This is a genomic window from Streptomyces sp. NPDC051963 (assembly GCF_044593495.1).
Taxonomy (GTDB): domain Bacteria; phylum Actinomycetota; class Actinomycetes; order Streptomycetales; family Streptomycetaceae; genus Streptomyces.
The window spans coordinates 89,610-110,574 of record NZ_JBIUCC010000014.1 but is presented as its reverse complement, the minus strand read 5'-3'; the positions used below and the strand labels follow the sequence as shown (position 1 = coordinate 110,574).

At 70.8% G+C, this 20,965-nt stretch carries 12 protein-coding genes; 8 read left to right on the top strand and 4 right to left on the bottom strand.

The features are described from left to right. Positions 1–41: 41 nt before the first annotated feature. On the bottom strand, positions 42–2,858 hold the full coding sequence (locus ACIHFB_RS42325; RefSeq protein ID WP_400129658.1) for a glycoside hydrolase family 3 C-terminal domain-containing protein: 2,817 nt from the start codon (positions 2,856–2,858) through the stop codon (positions 42–44). 326 nt (positions 2,859–3,184) lie between these two features. On the opposite strand from ACIHFB_RS42325, the gene ACIHFB_RS42320 reads away from it, so the two are divergent. The 7 genes from ACIHFB_RS42320 to ACIHFB_RS42290 all read left to right on the top strand — a co-directional run bounded on the left by ACIHFB_RS42320 (position 3,185) and on the right by ACIHFB_RS42290 (position 14,211). Then, positions 3,185–4,873 (top strand): extracellular solute-binding protein, encoded by a 1,689-nt coding sequence (locus tag ACIHFB_RS42320; protein WP_400129657.1) that lies wholly within the window; start codon positions 3,185–3,187, stop codon positions 4,871–4,873. A 27-nt stretch (positions 4,874–4,900) separates the two neighbouring features. Beyond that, on the top strand, positions 4,901–5,941 hold the full coding sequence (locus tag ACIHFB_RS42315; protein ID WP_400129656.1) for an ABC transporter permease: 1,041 nt from the start codon (positions 4,901–4,903) through the stop codon (positions 5,939–5,941). After that, positions 5,938–6,873 (top strand): carbohydrate ABC transporter permease, encoded by a 936-nt coding sequence (locus ACIHFB_RS42310; RefSeq protein ID WP_400129655.1) that lies wholly within the window; start codon positions 5,938–5,940, stop codon positions 6,871–6,873. The genes ACIHFB_RS42315 and ACIHFB_RS42310 overlap by 4 nt, the downstream gene beginning before the upstream one ends. A 144-nt stretch (positions 6,874–7,017) precedes the next feature. Next, the gene (locus ACIHFB_RS42305) at positions 7,018–9,198 is read left to right on the top strand and encodes a 1,4-beta-glucanase (protein ID WP_400129654.1); all 2,181 of its coding nucleotides are present in this window, start codon (positions 7,018–7,020) and stop codon (positions 9,196–9,198) included. Then, positions 9,198–11,177 (top strand): beta-galactosidase, encoded by a 1,980-nt coding sequence (locus ACIHFB_RS42300; RefSeq protein ID WP_400129653.1) that lies wholly within the window; start codon positions 9,198–9,200, stop codon positions 11,175–11,177. Before ACIHFB_RS42305 ends, ACIHFB_RS42300 begins: the two co-directional genes overlap by 1 nt. Further along, a complete protein-coding gene (locus ACIHFB_RS42295) occupies positions 11,174–13,456 on the top strand; it encodes a glycosyl hydrolase family 95 catalytic domain-containing protein (protein ID WP_400129652.1) in 2,283 nt (760 codons plus the stop codon). The genes ACIHFB_RS42300 and ACIHFB_RS42295 overlap by 4 nt, the downstream gene beginning before the upstream one ends. 35 nt (positions 13,457–13,491) lie before the next feature. Next, a complete protein-coding gene (locus ACIHFB_RS42290) occupies positions 13,492–14,211 on the top strand; it encodes a hypothetical protein (RefSeq protein WP_400129651.1) in 720 nt (239 codons plus the stop codon). A gap of 28 nt (positions 14,212–14,239) precedes the next feature. Here ACIHFB_RS42290 and ACIHFB_RS42285 read toward each other — a convergent pair whose 3' ends face one another. The 3 genes from ACIHFB_RS42285 to ACIHFB_RS42275 form a co-directional block, all read right to left on the bottom strand. Then, a complete protein-coding gene (locus ACIHFB_RS42285; RefSeq protein ID WP_400129650.1) occupies positions 14,240–15,427 on the bottom strand; it encodes a sulfotransferase family protein in 1,188 nt (395 codons plus the stop codon). Positions 15,428–15,514: 87 nt separating this feature from the next. After that, positions 15,515–17,566: a TIM-barrel domain-containing protein gene (locus ACIHFB_RS42280; RefSeq protein WP_400129649.1), complete on the bottom strand. Its 2,052-nt coding sequence runs from the start codon at positions 17,564–17,566 to the stop codon at positions 15,515–15,517. A gap of 63 nt (positions 17,567–17,629) precedes the next feature. After that, positions 17,630–18,643: a LacI family DNA-binding transcriptional regulator gene (locus ACIHFB_RS42275; RefSeq protein WP_365285603.1), complete on the bottom strand. Its 1,014-nt coding sequence runs from the start codon at positions 18,641–18,643 to the stop codon at positions 17,630–17,632. 208 nt (positions 18,644–18,851) lie between these two features. Between ACIHFB_RS42275 and ACIHFB_RS42270 the strand changes: the two genes are divergently transcribed. Beyond that, positions 18,852–20,942 carry a PQQ-binding-like beta-propeller repeat protein gene (locus ACIHFB_RS42270; RefSeq protein ID WP_400129648.1) on the top strand — a complete coding sequence of 697 codons (2,091 nt, stop codon included), beginning with the start codon at positions 18,852–18,854 and terminating at the stop codon, positions 20,940–20,942. Positions 20,943–20,965 lie beyond the last annotated feature (23 nt).

Here is a 20,965-nt window from a genome sequence, read left to right as displayed (position 1 = left end):
CCGGTGCCGGGCCCTTTCTTTGTGCCGGCTCCTCCGGACCCTCAGCCGGAGAAGCCGACATGCGCGAGCCGCACTGGGCCGCGCAGCCTGAGGTGCACGTCGTGCACGCCTGCGGCGACCAGACCGGCGCCGAGGGTGGTGTAGTCGTACGGCCCCGATCCCGACGCCTCCAGGACGGCCAGCACCGGACCGCCGTCCAGCGACACCTCCACCGCGCCCTCGCCCGCCACAGCCGCACCGACCCGGGTGACACCAGCCGCGAAGTCGCAGTCCCGGTAGACGAGTTCGGCCGTTCCCCGGCCCGCCGGCGTCACCGCGTCGCCCGCCACTTTCGTACGGTCGACGATCTCGACACCGCTCTGCTCGTCGAAGTCGGCCGCGTCCAGGCCGTACCGGGTGACCGGGCGGGGCGCGGCGGGCTCGCCGTCGAGGACGACGGTCGTCCGCAGCCGGATGTCCTCGCTGGACGCGCCGGCCAGTACGTCGTACGGACCCGGCTCCCGCCGCCACCTCCCGTGCGCGACATCCCAGAACTCGAAGGCGGACAGCGGGACTTCGAAGGCCGGCCGCTCGCTCGCCCCCGGGGCGAGTGTCAGGCGGCGGTGCGCCACCAGCTCGCGGCGCGGGCGCGGGACCGACGGGTCCACGGCGCGGATGTAGAGCTGGGCGACCTCGTCCGCCGTCACATCGCCGGTGTTGGTGACGCTGAAGGAGACGTGCACCGTCTCGCCCTCGACCCGGACGGACGGATCGCCGTACGAGAAGGACGCGTACGACAGACCGTGGCCGAAGGGGAACAGCGGCGTGCCCTCGAAGTAGAGGTACGTCTGACGGCCGCCGATCACGTCGTAGTCGAGGAGATCGGACAGGTCGGCGTCGTCGGCGTACCAGGTCTGCGGGAGGCGGCCCGCGGGGGAGACGTCACCCGCCAGGACCCGGGCCAGCGCGGTGCCGGCCGCCTGGCCGCCGTGCGCGGTCCAGAGCAGCGCGGGGAGGGCGGCCGTCTGCACCGCGTACGGGTAGGCGGAGACCAGCGTCAGCACCGTGTCGGGGTTCGCGGCACGGGCCGCCCGCAGCAGGCGCTCCTGGTGGGCGGGGAGCCGCAGCGTCGTACGGTCCTCGGTCTCGCGGCCGTTGATGTGCGGGTCGTTGCCCGCGACGACCAGGACGACGTCCGCCTGGGCGGCGACGCGCGCCACCGCGTCCTCGCCGCGCTCGACGATCTCCACCCGGAAGATTTCCGGGTTCTCCTCGGCAACCTTCACGCCGTCGGCGGCGACAGAGATGTGGCGACCCGTACCGATGTGCTGGAGGAGGTGTCCGTTCTCATGGGATTCCAGGCGGAATGTCTCCTGGACGACCCAGCCTCCGGGCTGGTCGGCGGAGGCCCGCACATAGCCGTCGTCGGCGACCGAGAGATAGCGGCCGTCGGGGGCGCGCAGGGTCAGCACGCCCTCGCCCCAGTCGACGAGCGCGAGTTCGGTGCCGGTGGCGTCGGTGGTGAGCGGCGGGAGGTCCGTGCGGCCCGCGAGGAGCGCGGGGTCCAGTGCGCCCTCGGCGCCGCGTACTTCGTCGACGCCGTCGGCGGGCGGGACGTACAGGAAAGCACCGCTCGACGTCCGCAGCCGTACGCGGTCCACCCCCTCCGCGAACTCCACGCGCTCGGCGCCGAACCGCTCGTACAGGCCCTCCAGCGGCGTAGAGCGATGGAGGAGCGTGCCGCTGTACCAGTCGAGCTTGCACTCGTCGGCGAGCAGGCCGACGACGGCGAGACGGGTGTCGTGGGCGAGCGGCAGCAGGCCGTCGTTCTTGAGCAGGACGACCGCCTGCTCGGCCGCCTCCTGGGCGAGCGCGCGGTGCTCCGGGGTGTCGAAGGCGCCCGTCTCGTCGTAGGCGTCGAACTCGCCGAGCCGGAAACGGACCGAGAGCTGGCGGCTCACCGCCGCGTCGAGGTCGGCCTCGGTCAACAGGTCCCGCTCCAGGGCGCCCCGGACACGGGCGACGATCTGCGAGCTGTCCGTCCCGTGGTCGGTGAAGCTGTCGACGCCGGCGAGGACCGCGGCCGCGGTCGCCTCCTCATGGGTGTCGAAGTAGTGCTCGGAGTCGACCAGGTTGGAGGGCGCGCCCGCGTCCGAGCACACCAGCAGCTCGTCGTCGCTCCAGGCGCGCAGCTGCTCGCGGAGGTAGGGCGAGACGTGGTTCGGGCGGCCGTTGACCAGGTTGTACGCCGGCATGACCCCGGCCACCGCGCCCGCTTCAACCGTCTCGCGGAAGGCGCGCAGGTCGTACTCGTGCAGGACGCGGGGACGGACGGAGGACGATGTGACGTCGCGGCCCGTCTCGTTGTTGTGCGCGAGCCAGTGCTTGAGGACGGGGGCGGTGCGCCAGTACGTGGGGTGGTCGCCGCGCAGGCCGTGCGTGTACGCCGTGGCGATCGCCGAGGTGAGTTTCGGGTCCTCCGAGTAGCCCTCCTCGTTGCGCCCCCACAGGGGGTTGCGCAGCAGGTTGACGGTCGGGGACCAGACGTTGAGACCGACGCGGTCGTCGCGGACGCGCATGGCACGGGTCTCCTGGGACACCGCGTCGCCGACCCGTCGTACGAGGTCCGGGTTCCAGGTCGCGCCCAGACCCACCGCCTGCGGGAACACCGTGGCCGGGCCCATCCACGCCACACCGTGCAGCGCCTCCTGGCCGGTGCGGAACGCTGCGACGCCGAGCCGTTCGACGGCCGGGGTGAACTGGTGCAGGAATCCGATCTTCTCGTCGAGGTTCAGCCGCGACAGCAGATCGTCGATGCGCTTCGCGAACGGAAGGTGCGGATCGCGGAAAGGCGGCGTGTACGGCGTGGGTGCGGTCACGTTGGGATCCCCTTGCGATGGATCGGGTCGATGCTTTCGAAGCGCTTCGATGCTCATTCGACTCAGGGGTGGGTGTCAAGAGATCAACACCCTCACTTCAAGCAGTGCATAAGGAAAGGTCACCTCCCACACCTCGGAGGAATCTTGGAAGCGACCCTTGTGTACCCCCGAGTGTTCACTTAACCTCGCAGCAACATCGAAGCGCTTCGACTACTGATCGCCCTGGTATGGGGCGGAGGATCGCTTCCGCTCAGCGAGTTCCACTCAAGACACCGCAGCCGACGGCCCCCGCCGGGTGTCCTGGTGCGCCACGAAGGGTTGACGCAATGACGCCGAACGCCGCTTCCGCCTCCGCTCCCAGCCGGAGAAGCTTCCTCGCCTCCACGGCGGTCGCCGCCGCGGCGGTGGGTGGGGGGATGCCGTTGCTTGCCGCGTGCGGCGGGTCGGACAGCAACTCGCGTGAGGGAACCACGTCGGGCAAGGACGCGAAGAAGATCCTGCCGGCGTTCGTGGCCAGCAACGTGGTGACGCCGGACATCCCGGCCAAGAACGGCTCCGCGATCGGGTTCACCGGCAAGCTGGACCTCGCCACCCTGAAGACTTCGGTCACCAAGAAGCTCGGCAAGGGCGGCAAGGTCACCATCATGTCGCCGTTCTGGGGGTCGCCGCCCAAGAGCGACAACGCCTACTACAAGGGCATGAACGACCTGATCGGTGTCGACGTCGTCTGGCAGAACCAGGACGGGAACACCTACGAGCAGAAGCTCGGCGCGGTGCTCGCCTCCAGTGACGTCCCGGACGTGGTGGTCGTCCCCGGCTGGAACATGAGCGGCAAGATACCCACCGCCATCATCAGCAAGTTCGCCGACCTCGGGCCCTATCTGTCCGGCGACGCGGTCAAGGAGTACCCGAACCTCGCCGCGATCCCCACGGACTCCTGGCAGCGCTCCATCTTCGGCGGCCGGTTGCGTGGTCTGCCGATGCCGGCGCCGTGGGCCCCCAGCATGGTGCCCCTGTACCGCCAGGACATCTTCGAGAAGGAAGGGTACGAAATACCCAAGTCCTGCGACGAGTTCATGGCCCTGGCCAAGGAGATCACCAACGCCAAGGCCAAGCGCTGGGCGTGTCTGGACATGAAGTGGACCGCCCTCCAGGCCTTCGGTGTGCTCTCGGGCAGCGAGAAGCCGCTCGGCTGGAACCTGGTCGACGGCAAGCTGGTCTACCGCGTCGAGACCGACGAGTACCTGGAGGCGCTGGAGTGGTCCCGCAAGCTCTTCGAGGCGGGGGTCGTCCACCCCGACTCCCAGATGGGCAAGAACGCCCCTGACCCGGGCCCCAAGTTCGCGGCGGGCGAGTTCCTGATCTACCCCAACAACATCTCCCAGTGGTGGAGCCGCACCGCCGAACAGGCCACCCAGAACCCGGACTTCAAGATCTGGGGCATGGACGTCTGGGGCCACGACGGCGGCAGCCCCACGATGTGGGCCGAACAGCCCGCCGGAATCTTCGCCTTCGTCAACAAGAAGGCCTCCGAGTCGGTCATCCGCGACGTGCTGGCCGTCGCGAACGTCACCGCGGCGCCGTACGGCACCAAGGAGTACATGATGACCAACTACGGCGTGGAGGGCACCCACTACACCGTCAAGGACGGTGTCCCCACCAAGACCGACCAGGGCAACATCGACGTGCTGAACGCCTACGTCATGGTGGCGAGCCCCGCCGCGACCCTCGCGCACCCCGACTTCCCCGACGTCGCCAAGGGCCAGGTCGAGTGGGAGCAGCGGATGGGCGCCTTCACCAAGAAGTCCTCCTTCTGGGGCATGCAGATCACCGAGCCCAGCCGCTACACCAACCTCTCCAACGACTTCGAGCAGCTGGAGGACGACATCGTCCGCGGCCGCAAGAAGATCAGCGACATGCAGCAGGCCGTCTCCGACTGGAAGAGCAAGGGCGGCGACAAGCTGCGCGACTGGTACAAGCAGATCCTCGACGAGAACGGCTCCGCGGCCAGCTGACCCGGTACCGAGGCAAGGAGAACGGCCGTGTCCCACAGCACGGTGCCTCGGAGCAGGGCCGAGGCCGACACGACGGACAAGACCCCGGTGGCGTCCGGCGGCGCCACCGGTCCGCGCTCAGTGCGGAAACGATCCCCCGGGAAGCTGAGTCTGCGGCACAGGCTCAGACGAGACCGCGTCCTGCTCCTGATGACGCTGCCGGCCGTCGCGCTGGTCCTGCTCTTCAACTACGTGCCGATCCTCGGCAACCTGGTCGCCTTCCAGGACTACGACCCCTACATCAGCGACAACGGCGTCGTGTCCATGCTGCACAGTCCCTGGGTCGGTCTGGAGAACTTCCAGCGGATCTTCGAGGACTCCTCGTTCTGGCAGGCGGTCCAGAACACCCTGGTGCTGTTCTTCCTCCAGCTCCTGCTGTTCTTCCCGATCCCGATCCTGCTCGCGCTGCTCATCAACAGCGTGGTCAGGCCCCGGGTGCGGGCCATCGCGCAGGCCGTCCTCTATCTGCCGCACTTCTTCTCGTGGGTGCTGGTCATCGCGGTCTTCCAGCAACTGCTGGGCGGCGCCGGGCTGCTCTCGACGCTGCTGCGCGACCACGGGTACGACGGCCTCGACATCATGACCGACCCGAACACGTTCAAGTTCCTGGTCACCGCGCAGGCGGTGTGGAAGGACGCCGGCTGGGGGATCATCGTGTTCCTCGCCGCGCTGGCGTCCGTGAGCCCGGACCTCTACGAGGCCGCCGCCATGGACGGGGCCTCGCGGTGGCGCCGGATGTGGCACGTCACCCTGCCCGCGCTGCGGCCGGTGATCGCACTGCTGCTGGTGCTGCGGGTGGGGGACGCGCTGACGGTCGGCTTCGAGCAGATCCTGTTGCAGAGAGACGCCGTGGGACCGGGCGCCGCGGAAGTGCTCGACACCTTCGTGTGGTGGAACGGCGTCCGCAACCAGGACTTCGGCTACGCGGCCGCCGCCGGACTGGTCAAGGGCGTCATCAGCATCGGTCTCGTCCTGGCCGCGAACAAGGTGGCCCATCTCATGGGCGAGCAGGGGGTGTACAAGAAGTGACCGCCGTGATGGACAAACCGGTGCGCAGGCCCGGGCGTTGGGCCGGGCCTCCGCGGCCCGTGTGGGACGAGGAGCCCACCAAGGTGGGGCTGGCGGGCAAGGGGCTGGTCCTGGCGCTCGCCTGCTTCGCCGTTCTCTTCCCGCTGTGGATCGTCGTGGTCACCAGTCTCTCCTCGCGCAAGACCATCGACGAGGCCGGCGGGCTGGTGATGATCCCCAAGGACATCACCTTCGTCGCCTACCAGGAGCTGCTCAGCGGCGGTCAGGTCACACGGGCCGCGATCGTCAGCGTTCTGGTCACACTGGGCGGTACGGCGTTCTCGATGACGGTGTCCGTGCTGTGTGCGTACGGGTTGTCCCGGACCGGGTCGCTCGGGCACCGGTGGATTCTGATGATGCTGCTGGCGACCATGTTCTTCAGCGCCGGGCTCATTCCCACGTATCTGCTGGTGCAGACCCTCGGGCTGACCGACTCATATCTCGCGCTGATCCTGCCCAGCGCGATCAGTGTCTTCAACATCCTGGTGCTGCGCGGGTTCTTCATGGGGATCTCGCAGGAGCTGATCGACAGTGCGCGGATCGACGGGGCGGGGGATTTCCGGATCCTCCGGCAGATCGTGATGCCGCTGTCGCGGGCCGTCATCGCGGTGATCACGTTGTTCTACGCGGTGGGGTACTGGAGCGCGTGGTTCAACGCGTCGCTGTATCTGAACGACCAGGACATGATGCCGTTGCAGAACGTCATGATCCAGCTGGTGCAGAAGCAGGAGGCGCCGGTGGGGCTGGGGCAGGCCATCAAGACGGGGCAACTGTCGGGGCTTGCCGTGCAGATGGCGGTGATGGTGATGGCTCTGCTGCCGGTGGCCGTGCTCTCGCCGTTCGTGCAGCGGCATTTCAAGAAGGGCATGTTGACGGGGGCGGTGAAGGGGTGACGGGGGGAGCTCGGGGGTGCGCGTTGTTCTCTGGCTGCAGGTAGTCCGTGGCTGGTCGCGCCCACGCGGCGGAGCCGCACATTGATACAGCCCCGCGCCCCTTTAGGTCTCTCCAGTTCCCCCAATTCGTAGAAGAGGTCTGTCATGCGCACGTCTCGCCTGAGTCGGAGAGCCGTTCTTGCCGGGGCCGCGGCCGTCGGCGCGCTTACCGCCGTGCCCTCCCTGCAAGGGCGCGCGCAAGCTGCCGAAGCCGCTCCCGCCTACCGCTGGCGCACCGCCGCAATCGGCGGCACCGGATTCATCACCGGCGTGCTCTTCCACCCCTCCGTCCGCGGCCTCGCCTACGCCCGTACCGACATCGGCGGCGCCTACCGGTGGGACGACCGCGCCGCCGTCTGGACCCCGCTCACCGATCACATCGGGTGGGACGACTGGAATCTGCTCGGTGTGGAAGCCATGGCCGTCGACCCCGCCCACCCGAACCGGCTGTATCTCGCCCTCGGCACCTACGCCCAGTCCTGGGCCGGCAACGGTGCCGTTCTGCGCTCCGATGATCGCGGTGCCACCTGGACGCGTGCCGACCTCACGGTGAAGCTCGGGGCCAACGAGGACGGGCGGGGGGCCGGGGAGCGGTTGGTCGTCGACCCGCGCGACAGTGACACGCTGTGGCTGGGGACGCGGCATGACGGGCTGCTCAAGTCGACCGACCGGGGCGCTGCTTGGGCGGCCGTGAGCGGCTTTCCGCCCCGTCCGAATCCCACCGGGCAGGGTGTCACCTTCCTCCTCGCCGTCGGACGCCATGTCTACGCGGGATGGGGCGATGACGGTGCCGGCCTCTACCGCACCGCCGACGGGACGACCTGGGAAGCAGTCCCCGGGCAGCCCACCGGCACCTCCGCCGAGGTCCCGATCCGCGCCGCCTACGATCGCCACACCCGTGCGCTCTACGTGACGTACGCCAACGCCCCCGGGCCGAACGGCCAGTCCGACGGCAGTGTGCACAAGCTGACCGTCACCACCGGTACGTGGACCGACGTGACCCCGGTCGTGCCCGGCGGCAGCGACACCTTCGGCTACGGCGGGGTCGCCGTCGACGCCCGCCGCCCCGGCACCGTGGTCGTGTCCACCAACAACCGCTGGGCCGAGATCGACACCGTCTTCCGGTCCACCGACGGCGGTGGCACCTGGACGTCCCTCAAGGACTCCGCCGTCTTCGACGTGTCCGAGACCCCCTACCTCAAGTGGGGTGAGGAGCAGCCGAAGTTCGGCTGGTGGATCCAGGCGCTGGCGCTCGACCCGTACGACTCGAAGCACCTCGTCTATGGCACCGGCGCGACCCTCTACGGAACACGGGACCTGAAGCACTGGGCCCCGCAGATCCGTGGGCTGGAGGAGAGCTCCGTGCGGCAGCTGATCTCGCCGCCGGCGGGGAAGGCGCATCTGATCAGCGGGCTCGGGGACATCGGCGTGATGTACCACGAGCGGCTCACGGCGTCTCCGTCGCGCGGCATGGCGACGAACCCCGTGTTCGGGACGGCGACGGGACTCGCACAGGCCGCGGCCAGACCTGAGTACGTCGTGCGCACCGGGTGGGGCGACCACGGCAACGGTGCCCACTCCGGCGACGGCGGGCGGACCTGGGCGCCCTTCGCGGCCCAGCCCGACCTCGCCAAGGACGCACCGGGGCCGATCGCCACCAACGCCGACGGCAGTGTGCTGCTGTGGACCTTCGTGCACTGGGACGGCACGAAGTACGCGGCTCACCGCTCGACGGACAACGGCGCGACCTGGTCCGAGGTCTCCTCCTTCCCGAAGGGCGCCACACCGGTCGCCGACCCGGCCGACCCGACGCTGTTCTACGCGTACGACACCGACACGGGAACGCTGTACGCCAGCACGGACGGGGGCCGGACGTTCATGGCCCGTGCGGGTGGACTCCCCTCCGGCGACAGCCAGTTCAAGCTCGTCGCCGCGCCCGGCAGATCCGGTGACCTGTGGCTGAGCGTGAAGTGGAACGGGCTCTATCGGTCCACGGACGGCGGCGCCACGTTCGCCAAGGTGGAGAGCTGCTGGGCCTCGTACACCCTCGGGTTCGGCAAGGCCGCCGACGGCGCCGACTACCCGGCGATCTTCCAGGTCGGCGCCACCGAGACCATCACCGCCGTGTACCGCTCCGACGACCGGGCCAGGACGTGGGTGCGCATCAACGACGACGCCCACCAGTGGGGCTGGACCGGCGAGGTCATCGTCGGTGATCCGCGGATCCACGGTCGCGTCTACCTCGCCACCAACGGGCGTGGCATCCAGTACGGGGAGCCGGTCTGATGCCTCGACCCATGACGCCTCGACTCGGCGATGCCACCCGCGGTCGCATCCTCTACGGCGGCGACTACAACCCCGAGCAGTGGCCGGAGGACGTCTGGTTGGACGACGTGCGCCTGATGAAGGAGGCCCGCGTCAACTCCGTCACCCTCGGTGTCTTCTCCTGGGCCAAGCTCGAACCCCGGCCGGGGGAAAGGGAATTCGGGTGGCTCGACCGGCTGATGGATCTGATGGACGACAACGGCATCGGCGTCGTCCTCGCCACCCCCACCGCCTCGCCCCCGCCGTGGCTCGGCCGGCTCCACCCCGAGACCCTGCCCCGTGACGAGGACGGCCGGGTCGAATGGTGGGGCGGGCGGCAGCACTTCTCGCACTCCAGTGAGGCGTATCGCCGTTACGCAGCCGCGATCACGGAGGACCTGGCCGGCCGGTACGGCGGCCATCCCGCCCTCACCATGTGGCACATCAACAACGAGTACTGCACCTTCGACTGGGGCGACGAGGCCGCCGCCCGCTTCCGGCAGTGGCTCGACGACAAGTACGGCACGCTCGACGCGCTCAACACCGCCTGGGGCACGGCCTTCTGGAGCCAGGGCTACGGCGACTGGGACGAGGTCCTGCCGCCCCGCCACGCCCACTACCTCAAGAACCCCACCCAGGTACTGGACTTCAAGCGCTTCACGTCCGACATGCTCCTGGAGTGCTACACCGCCGAGCGTGACATCGTCCGCCGGCACACGCCTCATATCCCGGTCACCAGCAACTTCATGCCGCTGTGGGTGGGGCAGGACGCCTGGCGCTGGGCGGCCGAGGAGGACGTCGTCTCCGTCGACCTCTACCCCGACCCGCGCGATCCGCTCGGTGCCCAGAGCGGTGCCCTCGTCCAGGACATGACCCGTTCGCAGGCCCGCGGCCCCTGGGTACTGATGGAACAGGCGGCGGGGCCGGTCAACTGGCGAGGCGCCAACCACCCCAAGCCGCGCGGACTGAACCGCCTCTGGTCCCTCCAGGCCGTGGCCCGCGGCGCCGACGCCGTCTGCTACTTCCAGTGGCGGCAGTCACGGCAGGGCGCCGAGAAGTTCCACTCCGGGATGGTCAGCCATGCGGGGGAGGAGGGCCGTACGTATCAGGAGGTCAAGCAGCTGGGGGCCGAGCTGCACAGGATCGGCGGCGAGGTGACGGGGGAGCACAGCACATCGGACATCGCGATCCTGCACGACTGGCACTCCTGGTGGGCCGGCGCCCAGGACGGCCGTCTGTCCACCCACGTCGACCACCCCGACGTCCTCCGCGCCTGGCACCGCGCGCTGTGGGAGGCCCACCTCACCACCGACTTCGCCCACCCCGAGCACGACCTCACCCCGTACCGGCTCGTCGTGGCACCGCAGCTCTACCTCCTCACGGACGCGGCGATCGAGAATCTGATCGCCTACGTCCGCGGCGGCGGCACCCTCGTCTGCGGCTTCCTGACCGGCATCGCCGACGAGGACGACCGGGTACGTCCCGGCGGCATGGACGCCCGGCTGCGCGAGCTGTTCGGCATCCGCACCCTGCACGAGTGGTGGCCGCTGGACGCCGGGGAGAGCGTCGAGTGCGACGGATTCCGCGGGACGCTGTGGTCGGAGGAGATCGAGGCCGAGAGCGACGCCACGACCGTCCCGTACAAGGGTGGTGAACTCGACGGTCTGCCCGCCGTGCTCCACAAGGACCGCGCCTGGTACGTCTCCACGCTCCCCGAGCCGGAGGCGCTCCGCGAGCTGCTCGCCCGGATCGCCGGCGAGGCGGGCGCCCGGCCGGTGCTCGACGGACTGCCCGAGCGCGTGGAGGCCGTCCGCCGCGGTGACCTGCTCTTCGTCCTCAACCATGGCCGCGAGCCGGTGACCGTCGACGTCCCCGGCACCCACCGCGACCTGCTGACCGGCGCGACCGTCACCGGCCGACTCGCCCTCGCCCGCTACGGAGTGGCGGTGCTGCGCCCATGACCACGACCGGCGGCCCCGTCCACGGCACGTGGGAGCCGCACCCCGCCCCCCGCTGGGAGGACGGCTACCTCAGCGGCAACGGCCACCACGGCACCCTTGTGTTCGGTGATCCGAACGACGAACGGGTCGTCGTCACCCATCACACCCTCGTCCGTCCCAACGGCGGCGAGAGCGCCCGACCGCCCGAGCTGGCGTCCCGACTGCCCGCACTCCAGGACCGGTTGCTCGCCGGGGAGCTGCGGGCGGCGGAGGCCTTCACGGACGGGCGCGACCTCCAGTGGGTGCAGCCCTTCCATCCGGCCTTCCACATACGGCTGCGCAGGGCGTCCGGCGCACACGCGCACTACCGCCGCTCCGTCGACTTCACCACCGGTGTCGCACAGTCGGAGAGCGACGGCTGGGACAGCCGCGTCTTCGTCTCCCGCGCCGACGACGTGATCGTCCAACGCGTCACCGCCTCCGACCTGACCATCACCCTCGACCACCTCCTCCCCGGCGCCCCGCACGACCTGGCCGTCGGTCACGGCGCGGTCCTCACTCCCGACGGCGCCCTGCTGAACCTGCGCGCCCGCTACCCGGGCAGCGACCGCGCGTACACGGGCATCACGCTGGTCATCGTCACCGGCGGCCGTACGACGCTCACCCCTCCCGGCCTCCGGGTCACCGGCGCCGCCTCGGTCCTGCTGCTGACCCGCGTGCGGCGCCACACCGGCGAGCCCGATGTACAGGCCGAGTCCCGAGTCCTGCGCGACCTGGTGCCGGAGGGCGACGACCCGTACGCCCGTCTGCTGGACCGGCACACCGCGCTCCATTGCACCGCCTACACGCGCGTGACGCTCGACCTGGGCGCCGACCCCGCCGAACGTGCCCTGCCGGGCTCCGAGTTGCTCGGGCACCCCGAGAGCCCGGCCCTCCTGGAACGCCTCTTCGCCGCCGGCCGCTATCACCTGCTCTCCGCCTCAGGCCTGTTCCCGCCCCGGCTCACCGGCCTGTGGACCGGCGACTGGGACACGGCGTGGTCGGGGGCGTTCACCAACGACGCCAACGTCAACCTCCAGACCGCATCCGCCGCGGCCGCCGCACTCCCCGAAGTCACCGAGGCCCTGGCCGGCCTGATCTCCCGTCAGCTCCCGGACTGGCGCGCCAACGCCCGCGCGATCTTCGGCACCCGGGGTGTCGTGGCCCCCGCCCACAGCGACGGCGAGTCCGGGCTGACGTACCACTACAGCCGCGCATACCCACTGCACCTGTGGACCGCCGGCGCCGACTGGCTGCTCAAGCCGCTCGTCGACCACGACGAGATCCGCGGCGAGCACGACCCGCGCACGGCGGACGCCCTCGCCGAAGTCGCCCTGTTCTACGAGGACTTCCTCACCCGCACCGACGAGAACGGCCACCTGATCGTCGTCCCCTCCTACTCGCCCGAGAACCGCCCCGCGAACGCGAGCTGGGGCACGATCAACGCGACGATGGATCTTTCGGCGGCCCGGCACGCCCTGCGCACGGCCGCCACGTACCACCCCGAGCACGCCGACCGCTGGCGCGCACTCGCCGACAGGCTGCCACCACACCGGACCAACAAGGACGGCGCCCTGGCGGAATGGGCGTGGCCCGACCTCGACGACACCTACGACCACCGCCACCTGAGCCACCTCTACGGCGTCTGGCCGCTAGAGGAGATCGCCCCCGACGAAACCCCGGGCTGTGCAGCGCCCCAAAGGGGCGCGGGGAACTGCGCGACCAGCCACGACAGACCTGCAGACGAACGACGGCCCCCCGCGGAGCGCTTCGCGGCAGCTGCCCACCGCGCCCTAGAACTCCGCGGCGCCGAGAACGACTCCGCACACGGCCACCTCCACCACGCCCTCGTCGCCGCCCGTCTCAGCGACAGCGCACGCGTCGCGCACGCCCTCGGCCAGGTCCTCAAGGGCGACTACTTCCACACGTCGCTGATGAGTTCGCACTATCCGAACCTCGACGTCTACAACGCGGACGCCGCCCACACCCTGCCCGCCGTGGTCATCGAGATGCTCGTGCAGTCGACGCCGGACCGGCTGGTGCTGCTGCCCGCGCCGCCGGCCGCGTACCCGAAGGGCGAACTCCGGGGCATCCGCACGAGGTTCGGGGCGGAACTCGACCTCAGCTGGAGACCGCACCTGGCGATCGCCGTCCTGCGCCCCACCCGCAGCTGCCGCCTCGAACTCCGGACTTCCTCCGGCGCACGGCCGCTCGACCTCGAAGCCGGAGAAGACCACGTCCTCACCCTGGAGACGTGGTGACCCGTGCAACGCCCCCCACCCATGGAAGGGACACCATGGCAACAACCCGCACGCTGAACAGAGTCACCAAGGCCCTGCTGGCCCCGGCCCTCGCGCTCGGCGCCACCGTCGGCCTCGCCTCCGCCCCCGCCCAGGCCGCCGTCTGGAACTCCTGCGACCAGTGGGGCAACACCAGCCTGAACGGCTACACCCTCTACAACAACATCTGGGGCTCCGGCGCCGGCAGCCAGTGCATCTGGGCCAACTCCGGTACCAACTGGGGAGTCTGGGCCAACCACCCCAACACCGGCGGCATCAAGTCCTACCCGAACTCCAAGAAGGTGATCAACAAGACGATCGCCTCCCTGGGCTCGCTCAGCAGCAGCTACAACGTCACCGTCCCGTCGTCCGGCGCGTACAACACGTCGTACGACATCTGGGACACCGACTACGACTACGAGATCATGCTCTGGGTCAACTACAACGGCGCCGTCGGTCCGCTCGGCACCTCGCAGGGCAGCGTCACCCTCGGCGGCCACACCTGGAGCGTCTACAAGGGCAGCAACGGCGCCAACGAGGTCTTCTCGTTCCTGCGGACGTCCGACTCCAGCTCCGGCACCGTGAACATCAAGCCGATCCTGACCTGGATCTCGGGCACCAAGGGCTGGATGTCCAGCAGCGAGACCATCGGTGACGTCCAGTTCGGCTACGAGGTCACCTCGTCGTCCGGCGGGCTCGACTTCGTCACCAACAACCTGACGGTCAGCAGCAGTTGACCGGCCGGGCCGGGGCCGGTCCGGGCCGTCAGGCGCGGTCGACCTCGGCCCGCAGCACGTTGTAGTCGGCGAAGGCGGACTCGATGTCGGCGTGGGTCAGCCCGTAGCGGGACAGGTCGTACCGGTGGGGGCGGCTGCCCTTGAGACGGGTGGCGACCTCGGGGAGCCGGGCGGCGTCGGTGTCGGTCCAGTGGGCGCCGACGGCGTCGTAGAGCTTCGGGGCGCCGGTGGCGGGGTCGGAGCCGAGCCAGGAGTACGGCACGTCCACCAGCGCCTCGCGTGGTATGCCGGCCCGGGCCGCGAGTCCGCGTTGAGTGGCGCGGCTCAGCAGGTCGAGCCAGGTGGCGCCCACGGCGTGCGGGTCGATTCTGCGCCGGGAGATGGCCATCCCGCACTCGACCAGGCTGCAGAACGAGGCGACGGCGGTCGCCGGGTCGCGATGGGTCCACACGAGCGTGGCGTCGGGGAACACGGAGAGCAGGGCGTCGAGGTTCCCGGTGTGCATGGGGGACTTCAGGATCCAGCGGCGCCGCGGGCGGCCGTACTGGAGCACCTGGAAGCACTGCTTGAGGTGGCGGTAGTCGGGGACGAAGTCACGCTCGAACTGCCAGGCGTGGTACTCCGGCAGGTGGGCCTGCGACAGCGGCACCAGGGCGTGCGGCAGGAGGAAGGTGCATTCCTCGGGGCCCTCGGCGGTCATCAGGTGGATGTCGCGGAAGCGCGGGCTGAGCATGTAGGTGCCGTCGAGCGTCCGGCGCGCGGACGTGATCGCCTTCTGCCGCTCGCGGGGCGACGGGTCGAGGCCCGGGGCCAGCAGCTCCCACAGCCGGGGGCAGCGGTGTTCGTCGGAGAGGGACAGCACGCTGTGGGTGAGCGTGGTGGCGGTGCGCGGGAGCCCCACCACGAACACCGGCTTCTCGATGGGCTCCTGCTCGATGTCGGGGTGCTCGGCGATCAGCCGCCGGATCCGGGCCCGGTTGGTGAGATGCCTGCGGACGTGGGCCTGTCCGGCCTGCCAGCCGACCGGCGACAGCTCCTCGTCGGCCGCCCACTCGCGCAGCAGCAGCCGGAACCCGTCGGTGAACCACTCGTCCCCGTCACTCTGCCCGGCCTTGCCGACGATCCGGTCGAAGGCCCGGTCCGGATCGCGCCGGGAACCGAACGCGGGCCGCAGCAGCACATTGGCCAGCGTCAGAGGGAGGGGAGCGGAGGACACGAGACGGGGTTCCTTTCGCCGGGCCAGGACGACACGATCACCCAACAAGTGTGCAGGACAGGGAAGTTGACGAGACCGTCGCCCCTCCTACTCGGCGATCGGCAGGCTCGCCCCGTCCCGCAGGAACAGCGGGATCCGGTCCAGCGGGGCGTCCACCGTGACCGCCGTACCGCCCTCGTACGTCGCACCCGTCCACGCGTCCGTCCAGGTCGCGCCCGCCGGGAGATACGCGGTGCGGGCCGTGGCACCCGCCGTGAGCACCGGAGCGACCAGCAGATCCCGGCCGAAGAGGTAGGCGTCGTCCACCGACCAGGCCGCCTGGTCCTCGGCGAACTCCAGGAACAGCGGGCGCATGACCGGCAGTCCCTCCTCGTGGGCCTCGCGCATGACCTGGAGGACGTACGGCTTCAGGCGCTCGCGCAGCCGCAGGTACCGCTCCAGGATCGCGCCGGCCTCCTCGCCGTAGGACCAGACCTCGTTCGGGCCGCCGGTCATGTCGGGACCCAGCGGCATGCCCGGGTCGCGGAAGCCGTGCAGACGCATCAGCGGGGACAGGGCGCCGAACTGGAACCAGCGGACCATGACTTCCTGGTAGGCGGGGTCGGTCGGGTCGCCGCCGTGGAAGCCGCCGATGTCCGTGTTCCACCAAGGGATGCCGGACAGGGCGGTGTTGAGGCCCGCCGCGAGCTGGCGGCGCAGGGTGGGGAAGTCGGTGCCGATGTCGCCGGACCACAGGGCGGCGCCGTGGCGCTGGCTGCCCGCCCACGCCGAGCGGTTGAGGGTGACGATCTCGGACTCGCCCTCCGCGGCCAGGCCCTCGTGGAAGGCGCGGGAGTTCTCGGCCGGGTACATGTTCCCGACCTCCAGGCCCGGGCCCGCCCAGTAGCGCAGGTTCTCCTGGAAGCCCGGCTTCAGCTCGGGCTCGCAGGCGTCCAGCCAGAAGGCGGTGATGCCGTACGGGTCGAGGTAGTTCGCCTTCACCTTCGACCACATGAACTCACGCGCCTCGGGGTTCGTGGCGTCGTAGAAGGAGACCTGGACGGTCGAGGCGACCTCCTTGTCGGGCCAGTCGGCGTGGGCCATCGGGCCGTACTGGGTGCCGATGAAGTAGCCGCGCTGCTCCATGACCGGATGGTTCTCGCTGAGCGGGGACACCGACGGCCAGACCGACACGACGAGCTTGATGCCCAGTTCCTCCAACTCCCGCACCATCGCCCCGGGGTCGGGCCACTCCTTCGGGTCGAACTTCCACTCGCCCAGGTGGGTCCAGTGGAAGAAGTCGCAGACGATGGCCGAGATGGGCAGCCCCCGGCGCTTGTACTCCCTTGCCACCGCCAGGAGTTCGTCCTGGGTGCGGTAGCGCAGCTTGCACTGCCAGAAGCCCGCCGCCCACTCCGGCAGCATCGGGGTGCGGCCGGTCACCGCGCTGTAGCGGCGCTGGGCGTCCGCCGGGTCGCCCGCGGTGATCCAGTAGTCGATCTGGCGGGCCGAGTCGGCCACCCAGCGGGTGCCGTTGCCGGCCAGCTCGACGCGGCCGATCGCCGGGTTGTTCCACAGCAGGGTGTAGCCGCGGCTGGAGGTCAGGACCGGGATGCCGACCTCGGCGTTGCGCTGGACCAGATCCAGGACCAGGCCCTTCTGGTCCAGCCGCCCGTGCTGGTGCTGGCCGAGGCCGAACAGCTTCTCGCCCTCGTAGGCGGCGAACCGCTGCTCCAGGCGGTGGTGGCCGTTGCCGACGGCCGTGTAGAGACGGGGGCCCGGCCACCAGAAGTGGGCGCGTTCCTCGGCGAGGATCTCGGAGAGGTCGTCCGTCCGCAGGAACCGGATCATCCCCTCCGCGTCGACCTCGACGGTCAGCGCGCCGACCGTCAGCCGGCCCTCGCCGTCCCCGATCTTGACCATGGCCTCGGTCGCCGGCGCCTCGTCGAGCAGCGCGCCGGGCAGTCCTTCGAGGACCGGACCGCCGAGCCGGGCGCGGACCCGCACCGCGTCCGGACCCCATGGCTCGATGCGGACGGTCTCCTGGCGGCCGCTCCACTCCAGCGCACCGCCCCGCTCACGGAACGTGCCGACGGTCGGGGACGACTGCGCGAGGCTGACCGCGCCGGTCGGGGTCGGGTTTTCGGCAGGCTGATTCACGAGGCGTACTCCTCAGGACATGGGGGAGCCCCGGTGGGGGCCGACACGTGGAAGGGGAAGGGGTCAGGACGCGGCCGGGGCCGGACCCGTGCTCGCCCGTACCGTCAACTCGGGTGCGATCAGCAGGACTTCGTCGGCTCCACGGCCGTCGAGCTTGGCGACCAGCTGCTGCACGGCATGCCGGCCCATCTCCTGGGCGGGGAGGGCGACCGAGGTCAGCCGCACCGAGGCCTGGACGGCGACCTGCTCGGGGCAGATCGCGACCACCGACACGTCCTCCGGAACGGCGCGGCCCTGCTGGCGCAGCAGAGCGAGGAGCGGTTCGATCGCCGACTCGTTCTGGACGACGAACCCCGTGGTGCCGGGGCGTTCGTCCAGGATGCGGGCGAGCGTCACGGCCATCGCGTCGTACCCGCCCTCGCAGGGCCGGTGCAGCAGTCGTACGCCCAACTCCTGGGCGCGGCCGCGCAGTCCGTCGAGCGTGCGCTCGGCGAAGCCGGTGTGCCGCTCGTAGACCGCGGGGGCCTCGCCGATGACAGCGATGTCACGGTGCCCCAGCATCGCCAGGTGCTCCAGGCACAGCGCGCCCGTCGCCCTGAAGTCCAGGTCGACGCAGGTCAGTCCGGTGGTGTCGGCGGGCAGCCCGATCAGCACGGACGGCTGGTCGGTGCCGCGCAGCAACGGCAGCCGCTCGTCGTCGAGTTCGACGTCCATCAGGATCATCGCGTCGGCGAGCCCGCTGCCGGTGACGCGGCGGACGGCGTCCGGGCCCTCCTCGCCGGTGAGCAGCAGGACGTCGTACCCGTGTGTCCGGGCCGTGGTGGCCACCGCGATGGCGATCTCCATCATCACCGGCACATACATGTCCGTGCGCAGCGGGATCATCAGCGCGATGATGTTCGACCTGCTGCTGGCCAGGGCGCGGGCGCCCGCGTTCGGGTGGTAGCCGAGCTGGCGGATGCTCTGCTCGACCCGCTGCCGGGTGGTCGTGGAGATGGACCGCTTGCCACTGAGGACATAGCTCACCGTGCTCGCCGAGACTCCGGCGTGCTGGGCGACCTCGGCGAGGGTGACCATCCAGCTCTCCAATTTTGTGAAGCGCTTCGACAGTGCGCACTGCGAATACGGGCGGGTGAGGGTGGTTCGACAGTAGCTCCACCGGGAGTGGGTGTCCATAGGTTGTCGAAGCGCTTCGACTCGGACTTGCGGGAAGGGGTGGCGACTGGGCTGATTCGTCCCTGGTGGGCCTTCCGGGGGTGCGGGTTCCTGCCTACCATGACCCGCCGTGGGGGGCCATGGAACGGGGACGGAGGAGCCCGTCCGCCGGATCGGGCCGTACCGGATCGTCGCGCCGCTCGGCGAGGGCGGGATGGGCGCGGTCCACCTGGGACGGGACCGGCGCGGGCGACCGGCGGCCGTGAAGGTGCTGCGCGCCGAACTGGCGCAGGACGCGGAGATGGTGCGGCGCTTCCGGCGCGAGGCGGACGCGGCCTCGGCCGTGCGCGGACCGGGGGTGGCGCAGGTCCTGGGGTACGACCTCGACGGGCCCGTGCCGTGGATCGCCGCCGCCTATCTCGCGGGGCCGACGCTCCAGGAAGCGGTGCGGGCATGCGGGCCGTTCGCCGGGGACGCGGCACGTGCGCTGACGGCCGAGCTCGCCCGGACCGTCGCCGTGATCCACGATGCCGGGCTCGTCCACCGCGACCTCAAGCCGTCCAACATCGTCCTGACCCGGTCCGGCGCGCGGATCATCGACTTCGGCATCGCCCGCCCCGAGTACGGCCTGACCCTCACCCAGCCCGGCGTGGCCCCCGCGACCCCCGGCTACGCACCCCCCGAGCAGATCACCGGCCGCCGCGCCGGACCGCCGGCCGACGTGTTCGCCCTGGGCGCGGTGCTCGTCTTCGCCTGCACGGGGGAGGGGCCCTTCGGCTCGGGGTACCCCGCGACGGTGGGCTACCGCGTCGTCCACGAGGAGCCCCCGCTGGACGGGGTGCCCGAGGCGCTGCTGCCGGTGGTACGCGCGTGCCTCCAGAAGGAACCGACGCGGCGGCCGACGCCAGGCGTGGTGGCGGGGTGGATGGAGAAGGAGACGCAGAGGGACGGCCCCGGCTGGCTCACCGCACCCCTCACCACCGAGATCGCCCGCCGGGCAGAGGAAGCCGACCGTCTCCTCCGTGCCGCCGCTCCTTCCCGCCGTCGCGTGCTGACCGCGGCCGCGGCCGTCCCGGTCGCCGGGATCGCGACCGGCGCCTGGTGGCTCACCCGCGACCGGGCCACCCCGGCCGAAGGCCCCCGCACCGAGAACGGCGTCCCCGTGGCCGCCCCTCTCGCCGCGCCCACCGCCGACACCGTCCCCGCTCCCCTCTGGCGCGCCGAAGGCCTGCACCCGGACGGCCCCGGCCCGGTCACCGTCGGCCCGGTCGTCGCCGCGGGCACCGCCGACGGTGTCGCCGCCTGGACCCAGCACACCGGCCGACGGGCCTGGACCTGGACGGGCCGGACGGCGCGCGACCGACACGGCGACCTCCTCGTCAGCGGCACCGCCGTCCTCGTCGTCACCGCCGACGGCCGCCTCACCGCCCTCGACTCCCGTACCGGCGGCGCGCGTTGGCGGACCGGCGACATCGGCGCCGTACAGACACTCGCCGTCGACGACGGGTCGGCGTACGTCCTCGACGGCGATCGGCGTGTGCAGGCGGTGGCCCTGACGGACCACCGGTCGCGTTGGACATCGCCCCGTCCTGTCGGCGGCACCGGCACCGCCCGCGCGGCCGTGACCCGGCAGCGGCTCATGGTCAGCACCGACGACGGCACCGCCCTGGTCCTCGACACCCGTGACGGATCGGCGAGTTGGCGCTGGACCGTCGGCAAGCCGGTCCTGTGGAACGACGGCCGGGCCGGCGCCCCCGCCCCGGCCGTGCACGACGGAGCCTTCTGCGTCGGCGGCGATTCCCTCGCCCTCCTCGACGCGCACAGCCGCCGGGTGCGCTGGTCGCACGACCCGGACTCCGGCTGGTACGGCGCCCCGACCGTGGCAGGCGGGCGCGTGTACGCCGGACTGCCCGCCGACCTGTGGTGCCTGGACGCCGGCACGGGGGACGCCGAGTGGACGGTATCCCTGGCGTACAGCGGCATACCGATGCGGTCCGACGTCGTCGTCGGTCACGCGCTGTACGGGCTGATGGGCAGTCCGGCTGATTCCACGGACGGCACGGGTGCGGACGAGGGCGTGTTCACCGTCGACATCCGCTCCGGCACGCTGCTGTGGACCTTCGACGACCAGGCAGAGCGGCCCGGTTGGCGGCTCGCGGGTGGAGCCGGACGGGTCTTCGTCGCCCGCGGCACGACCCTGCGCGCCATGCCGACGCTGTGAAACGGCCGACCCCGGCGCGAGCG

What these genes read in the sequence shown, in the direction of transcription:
- ACIHFB_RS42300 (WP_400129653.1), top strand. Translation starts at nt 9,198, where the DNA reads ATGCCTCGACCCATGACGCCTCGACTCGGCGATGCCACCCGCGGTCGC.
- ACIHFB_RS42290 (WP_400129651.1), top strand. Translation starts at nt 13,492, where the DNA reads ATGGCAACAACCCGCACGCTGAACAGAGTCACCAAGGCCCTGCTGGCC.
- ACIHFB_RS42305 (WP_400129654.1), top strand. Translation starts at nt 7,018, where the DNA reads ATGCGCACGTCTCGCCTGAGTCGGAGAGCCGTTCTTGCCGGGGCCGCG.
- ACIHFB_RS42275 (WP_365285603.1), bottom strand. Translation starts at nt 18,643, where the DNA reads ATGGTCACCCTCGCCGAGGTCGCCCAGCACGCCGGAGTCTCGGCGAGC.
- ACIHFB_RS42320 (WP_400129657.1), top strand. Translation starts at nt 3,185, where the DNA reads ATGACGCCGAACGCCGCTTCCGCCTCCGCTCCCAGCCGGAGAAGCTTC.
- ACIHFB_RS42295 (WP_400129652.1), top strand. Translation starts at nt 11,174, where the DNA reads ATGACCACGACCGGCGGCCCCGTCCACGGCACGTGGGAGCCGCACCCC.